Raw genomic sequence first — 6,980 nt, forward strand, 5'->3', positions numbered from 1 at the left:
TAAACTGATTTTCATTTTTAAAACTAAAAATGAATTATGGAGAATTGGATTATTTAGAGTCTTGGATTTATCGCACAATTACTGTTTTCAGGAAGAATGATCATACAGTGGCTTCTTTCAGAAAAAAGTAAAAAAATAATAACCCCTATCACTTTCTGGCATTTAAGCTTGCTGGCTTCCTTTCTACTTTTTGTGTATGGATACCTAAGAAATGATTTTGCCATTATGATGGGACAAACCTTGACCTATTTTATTTATATAAGAAATCTTCAATTACAGGGAGAGTGGGGTAGGTTCCCTAAATTTTTCAGGGTCTTTTTGTGGATATTTCCGCTCCTAATAGTTATATATGGTTTTAATAATGATCAATACGATGCCGCCAGGTTATTTAGAAACGAAGCCATACCATTTTGGTTACTGCTCCTAGGCTCTTTAGGGCAAATAATATTCACTTTAAGATTCATATATCAATGGGTTTATTCTGAAAGAAAGAAAATATCAAGTCTGCCTTTGGGCTTTTGGCTGCTAAGTTTATTGGGTTCAACAATTATAGTTACCTACGCGATAATTAGAAAGGACCCCGTACTTTTAGCTGGGCACGGAATGGGGTTGATCATGTATATTAGAAATATTTATATTCAAAGAAATGAAGTTAAAGGATAATTATCTTCTTTTATTGTGTGTTATTTGTTTGGCAATATTTTTTGTGAACCTTGATGCGATCATGATCAATATCATGGAAGCTCGAAATTTCACTACAGCCCGGGAGATGATCAATCTTGATCATTGGATCTTCACCACGTTAAATAATGAACCCAGGTACGAAAAACCACCATTGCCCACCTGGTTAACTGCCGTATCCATGCTTATATTTGGAATGAAAAGTCTTTTTGCCTTGCGGTTACCTGCTGCGATAATGGGGACGATTAGCGTAATTTTTATTTATAAATTAGGGCTTAAAATAACTGCCCATCGAAAATTCGCCTTTATTTCTGGCTTAATTGCTGCGACTTCTTTTTATATTCTATACTCCGGAAGGGATGGGCAGTGGGATATACATACACATGCCTGGATGATGATGTCCATTTATGCTATGTATAGAATTTTTATAGATGAAGGTAATAAATATTTAAATGCTTTAATTGCAGGATTGTTTCTCGGATGTTCTTTTCTAAGTAAAGGCCCCGTTTCTATGTACGCCCTGCTTTTACCATTTTTAATTGCGTATGGGGTAATTTATAAGTACAGGAATTTAAAGGATAAATGGCCTGCCTTACTTTTAATGCTTATTGTGGCTTTGACAGTATCAGCTTCCTGGAGCCTTTACGTCTACTTTTTTGATACGAATGCTGTGGCTAAGATCACCGAAAGGGAGACGGGACGTTGGTTGGATTATAACGTAAGACCTTTTTATTATTACTGGAGTTTTGTAATTCAGTCAGGAATATGGACCATTCCTGCATTTGTTGGGCTTTTATATCCATATCTCAAAAACCGGGTGTTTGATAAAAAAGGATATAGATTCACATTAGGTTGGACTTTAGTTTCAGTAATACTTCTTTCTATAATTCCTGAAAAAAAATCAAGATATTTATTACCGGTTTTAATACCTCTGGCACTAAATACCGCTTTTTATATTGAGTATCTCTTCAGAAGGTTTGAAATAATGCCTAAAAAAGAAAAGTGGATTGTCTATTTCAATTTTGGACTTATTGCTATTATTGGTTTGGCATTTCCTTTTGCAGGATTTTATTATTTTAAAGATGAATTTTCAGAAATCTGGTACTGGTATTTACTTACTTCAATTTGTCTGGTCGCCATCGCCATCCTCATACTTTATTATTTAAAAGAAAATAAATTTAAGCCTGTCTTTTATCTTACGGTATGGTTCATTATTTCTATTATTTTCTTTGGTTTGCCTATTTTGAAAAAATTAGATTTGAACCCGGCCTATAAAAGTATTTCTACAGTAGATTTATATTTAGAAAAACAATCCATCCCTCTATACGAATATAGCGGCTTTACTCCTGAAATAATATGGGAATATGGAAAGCCAATTGAAACGCTAAAGAATGGAGATAATTTTGATTTTCCGACTAGTAAAAAATTTATGTTACTGGTGACCGAAGCAGAAACTGACCAAATGAAAAGTGCTTTGTCTGGATTTAAAATCGAAAAAATTGATGAGATAAATATGAATGTACAGCCCGGAACGTACCGGGATAGATTATACAGAAATTTATTTTTAATCAGCAGAAAACAATAAAAGATTTAGAACGTGATTAATTATCCCATAAAATTTAAACCCATATTTCAGGAAAAAATATGGGGCGGAAACAAATTAAGAGATCTGTTAAATAAAGATATAGCAGTTGATGGTATAGGGGAGAGCTGGGAAATTTCTGGCGTGAAAGGTCATATTTCTGAGGTGAAAAATGGATCTGAAGCAGGGAAAAACCTTACCGATCTTATTGGCGAATATAAAGCTGGCCTAGTCGGAAAAAGGATCTATAAGCAATTCGGCAATGATTTTCCCTTACTCATAAAGTTTATTGATGCCAAAACCGATCTCTCTGTTCAATTACATCCTAATGATGACCTGGCCAGAAAAAGACATAATTCTTTCGGAAAAACGGAAATGTGGTTTGTTATGCAGGCAGATAAGGGAGCTAAATTGAATGTTGGTTTTAAAGAAGACCTGGATAAAAAGGAATATCTGCAATATCTTGAAGAAGGAAAAATTACAGAGCTTTTAAATTTTGAGGAGGTTCAGCAGGGAGATTCCGTATTTATAAATACGGGTAAGGTTCATGCCATTGGAGCTGGTGTTTTGCTGGCTGAAATTCAGCAGACCTCAGATATCACTTATAGAATCTATGATTGGGATAGGGTAGATTCAGAAGGAAATGAAAGGGAGCTTCATACCGCATTGGCTCTGGATGCCATAGATTTTAAAAAAAGGGATGATTTTAAATTAACCTATGATAAAAAGGAGAATGAATCTTCAGAAGTTGCTTCCTGCCAGTATTTTACCACGAATTATCTACCTGTAAAAGGAAATATAGAAAAAGATTATTCACGCCTTGATTCATTTGTAATATATATGTGCATTGAGGGTTCTGCAAAAATTACGCTGGAGAAAAACACCGAAATTTTGAAGAAAGGGGAGAGTATATTATTACCCGCTTTAGCCAATGACGTAATGTTAGCAGCAGAAAATGCAGAACTCCTGGAAATTTATATCAACTAAATCCAGAAGTTCTTTATGACTATATAGCTGTTTTCTGGCCTAAAAGATCTTTGGTCACCCTGAATTGATCTTAATCTTAAAAATACCCCGATGGCGCTGCATCGGGGATAGTCGGTTTCAAGAAATTTTTTATCTCCGTTGACTCTTCGATTTCAGTGTCTCAATATTACCTTATTTTTTATTGAAATTAGATTCTAAAACAGATGCAGAATGAAGGTCGTTTTTCGGGTAAAGGTACTTTACAAACAAATTAATAGTTTAAGATCGAGTCGATATCTTTTAATTCTGCTTCGGTAAAATCAATATTATTTATTGCTTCTAGATTATCCATTAATTGAGACACTTTACTCACCCCAACCAGCACAGAAGTGACCCGTTTATCCTTCAACAACCAGGCTACGGCCATTTGTGCCAGGCTCTGATCCCTTTTTTTAGCGATTTGATCTAATTGCTGAATCTGATTCACTACTTGATCGGTTATTTGGGATTTATCAAGATAACTTCCTGCAGTGGCAGCCCTGGAATCCTTCGGGATACCCCCCAGGTATTTTGAAGTTAAAATACCCTGTTCTAAAGGTGAAAAAACGATGCTTCCAATTCCTACTTTTTCCAATGTATTTAACAATTTATCTTCTACCCAACGATCCATCATATTGTATCGTGGCTGATGAATTAGAAATGGCGTTCCCATCTCTTTTAAAAGCTTAGAAGCTTTTAGAGTGTCTTCAGCGTTGTATTGTGAAATTCCTACATATAATGCTTTTCCCTGTCTTACGATTTGATCTAAAGCTCCCATGGTTTCTTCTAAAGGGGTTTCAGGATCTGGGCGGTGATGGTAAAAAATATCCACATAGTCAACTCCCATTCTATTCAGCGACTGGTCCAGACTGGCAATTAGGTATTTCCGGGATCCAAAATTCCCGTAAGGCCCAGGCCACATGTCCCATCCGGCCTTGGTGGAAAGAATAAGTTCATCCCGGTATCTTTTAAAATCCTGCTGAAAGATCTTTCCGAAATTCTTTTCTGCCGAACCATATGGGGGGCCGTAATTATTAGCAAGGTCAAAATGCGTAATCCCTTTATCAAAAGCAGTTCTGAGGATATTCCTTGAGTTTTCAAAATCATCGTTATCACCGAAATTATGCCATAGACCTAAAGATAAAAGTGGAAGCTTTATTCCGCTTTTTCCACATCTTCGATATTGCATTTTTTCGTACCTGTTTTCTTTTGCTTTATAAATAGCCATATTTAAAATTTTATACTGCAATTTACTAAATGCTCGCAGAAAGTAATATTTTACAAAAAAGTAAATGAGGATGTCTAAAAAGTTGGAAGAGCGTCATCCTGATTTATTCCGGGATCTTAACTAATTGAAAATCCAAAATAATTAGAGGCTGAAACGAGTTCAGCTTGAAAAAACAAAAAACTTTGATTTTTGGCCAGAGAGGACAAAATGAACTCATAATATAGGTAAGGCACGATAGCCAAAGGCTTGCCCCGGGGATAGTAAACTTTTTATTCCTTAAGATTGCAATTAATTCTTACTAAAGCTAAGGCTAACCATTTCCTCATTTTCACCTGTTAGGAGGTAAAGTTTAATATCATTTTCAGTAGCTGAGATCACATCATAATTTCTAGTAAGCTCTCCGAATTTTTCGCTTGAAGAAAAGAAAATATTAAAATCTACATCATTATAAGAGTCATGTTCACCTCCCGCATCAGTATTTATTCTCCAGGTACCTGTAATTTGATCTGTAGAAGAGGTTGCGGTAAGATTATTCTCTTCTCCAAATAAAAATAGGTAATCCTTATAATTTGCAGTCCTGTCTGAACCATCCATTGAAAAATGGGATATTTTCCATTCCCCTTGTTGAACAATCAGGTTTAGTTCATTTGCTTCTGCGGTAGAGCGGTCTATGTCATCCATGTCTTTATCACAGGCTAGTGCAATACTAAGTAAGATAAAGACCAATACAATTTTAAATCTTTTCATAGGGTCTGGGATTTTTTTGTTTGGTTTAACTGGAACGTAAATTTAAAAATCCTATTATGATTTTTTAAGGAAATATTAGGAATTAACATTTCGCTGTTTTTTATTGATTAATTTCCATTGAGATTTTTAAGTTATTCAATTACAGGAGGTTTGGTTTTTAGTAGATGATTTTAATTGTACCAAATTTTTAAAGAATAAAATATTTTAAATGCCTGCTTAAAGAGGATAGCCACAACTTTTACGTTAAAACCTCCAAAGTATTTAGTTTAACAAGGCTTTAGGGAAGTTTTGTTTTTGCTTATTTAATTTCCCATCGAATTTCTGAATCGATAGAAATACTGAATAATTTTAAAATTAGAACGGAAGAAGTATGAGGTTAGTGAATATTTCTAAAGTGGAGAATGCTTACCTGATAAAAGCCTCTGTGTCTTATAAATTCCTTGGAATAGAATTCATGGCATCTGATAAATTCTATAAAAAGAAGGAAAACGAAAATGATTGGCATGAAGCTAAGACTGGTAAAAAAGTGCCTGCAAAAAGAAAATTAAAGCTGAATAAATGGCTCAAAGACCACCAAAAATTTATAGAAAAAAAATGAGTTTTGAATTAAAAATATTTTTGCAAATTTCATATTCTTACATTTAGTCTCACTCATTTTCAAATGGTGATTAAGGAGTGCTATAAGAAATTTAAAAATACATGCTTGCTGAAATTTCTGACATATAATTTCAGAAAATAAGCTAAAATAAGTATAAAATTACTCTAAAATCCAACGGAAATAGGGAAGAACCTATTACTTTAATTAAATACGAACCAATCAAATATATTAAAAATGAGTAGTAAGAAAGAAAATTTTGCGCGCTTCGGTATGGCCGCAAAAGGAACAGTATATTGTCTTATCGGGGTTTTAACGGCCCTTGCAGCTTTTGGCCAGGGAGGTCAGCAAACGGGAAGTAAAGGTGCCCTACAGTATTTATCCCAACAATCGTATGGACAGATCCTACTCATACTAATGGGAATTGGCCTATTAGGATATGTGTTCTGGAGGATGTACCAATCTTTTGCAAATCCTAAAGGAATAGAAGACAATACCAAGGGATATGCTAAAAGGGCGGCGTATTTTATTAGTGGACTAATCTATGGAGGACTTGCTTTTTATGCCCTAAAGCTGGCCTTTGGAGGTGGATCGGGAGGTGGCAAGTCTATGATGGGATCTTTAATGTCTGGTTCCAACGGGGATATTATTGCCATTATCATAGGTATAGGAATGGGTATCAAAGCGATTTATGATCTCTATCGTGCATATTCCGGTAAATTTCGTGAAGAAGTTGAGGAAGTAGGCATGGATCCTAAAGAACAAAAAGCTCTAATAAATGCCGGCAAATTTGGACATACCGCCCGGGGAGTTGTATTCGGGTTAATGGCATTCTTTACTTTAAAATCTGGTTTTTCCGGTGGAAAAATAAGTACGCAAACAGATGTTTTTAGCTATATCCAAAACGAGTTTGGTTCTATTGCCCTTGGTATTGTGGCTTTGGGTCTTGTGGGTTACGGCGTTTATATGCTTATAAAAGCGAAATATCCTGCTATGAGTATTGCTAGCTCAAGATAATTTTAAAAGCTTGCTTTTTTAAACACCTTCAGAAATATTTGAGAGATTTCAAATCTCCAGAATTTTTTTAAATTCTAAGTTCAATATATAAATGCAACTCAAATTAAATCATTGGGGGCTAGCCC

General features: G+C 34.8%; 7 protein-coding genes. 5 read left to right on the forward strand and 2 right to left on the reverse strand.

Annotated elements, in window-relative coordinates; all coding sequences use genetic code 11:
* Positions 1-69 precede the first annotated feature (69 nt).
* The 3 genes from Q1K34_RS17590 to Q1K34_RS17600 are packed head-to-tail and all read left to right on the forward strand — an operon-like array spanning position 70 to position 3,250.
* On the forward strand, positions 70-663 hold the full coding sequence (locus Q1K34_RS17590; protein WP_300441944.1) for a lipid-A-disaccharide synthase N-terminal domain-containing protein: 594 nt from the start codon (positions 70-72) through the stop codon (positions 661-663).
* Complete coding sequence (locus Q1K34_RS17595; protein WP_300441930.1) at positions 647-2,266, forward strand: glycosyltransferase family 39 protein; 1,620 nt, start codon at positions 647-649, stop codon at positions 2,264-2,266. The genes Q1K34_RS17590 and Q1K34_RS17595 overlap by 17 nt, the downstream gene beginning before the upstream one ends.
* 12 nt (positions 2,267-2,278) lie before the next feature.
* Positions 2,279-3,250, forward strand: coding sequence for a type I phosphomannose isomerase catalytic subunit (locus Q1K34_RS17600; RefSeq protein ID WP_300441932.1), 972 nt, complete (start codon positions 2,279-2,281; stop codon positions 3,248-3,250).
* Between the two features lie 250 nt (positions 3,251-3,500).
* On the opposite strand, the gene mgrA is transcribed toward Q1K34_RS17600, so the two are convergent.
* Both mgrA and Q1K34_RS17610 read right to left on the reverse strand, forming a co-directional pair.
* Positions 3,501-4,496 (reverse strand): L-glyceraldehyde 3-phosphate reductase, encoded by a 996-nt coding sequence (gene mgrA, locus Q1K34_RS17605; RefSeq protein ID WP_300441935.1) that lies wholly within the window; start codon positions 4,494-4,496, stop codon positions 3,501-3,503.
* A 288-nt stretch (positions 4,497-4,784) separates the two neighbouring features.
* Entirely contained in the window at positions 4,785-5,243 is a 459-nt protein-coding gene (locus tag Q1K34_RS17610; RefSeq protein WP_300441937.1) for a hypothetical protein, read from the reverse strand.
* Positions 5,244-5,613: 370 nt separating this feature from the next.
* Here Q1K34_RS17610 and Q1K34_RS17615 point away from each other — a divergent pair, with 370 nt between their 5' ends.
* Both Q1K34_RS17615 and Q1K34_RS17620 read left to right on the forward strand, forming a co-directional pair.
* A complete protein-coding gene (locus Q1K34_RS17615; RefSeq protein WP_300441939.1) occupies positions 5,614-5,841 on the forward strand; it encodes a hypothetical protein in 228 nt (75 codons plus the stop codon).
* A 234-nt stretch (positions 5,842-6,075) separates the two neighbouring features.
* Complete coding sequence (locus Q1K34_RS17620; protein ID WP_300441941.1) at positions 6,076-6,855, forward strand: DUF1206 domain-containing protein; 780 nt, start codon at positions 6,076-6,078, stop codon at positions 6,853-6,855.
* Positions 6,856-6,980: the final 125 nt, after the last annotated feature.

It is taken from the genome of Christiangramia sp., assembly GCF_029937855.1.
Taxonomy (GTDB): Bacteria; Bacteroidota; Bacteroidia; order Flavobacteriales; family Flavobacteriaceae; genus Christiangramia.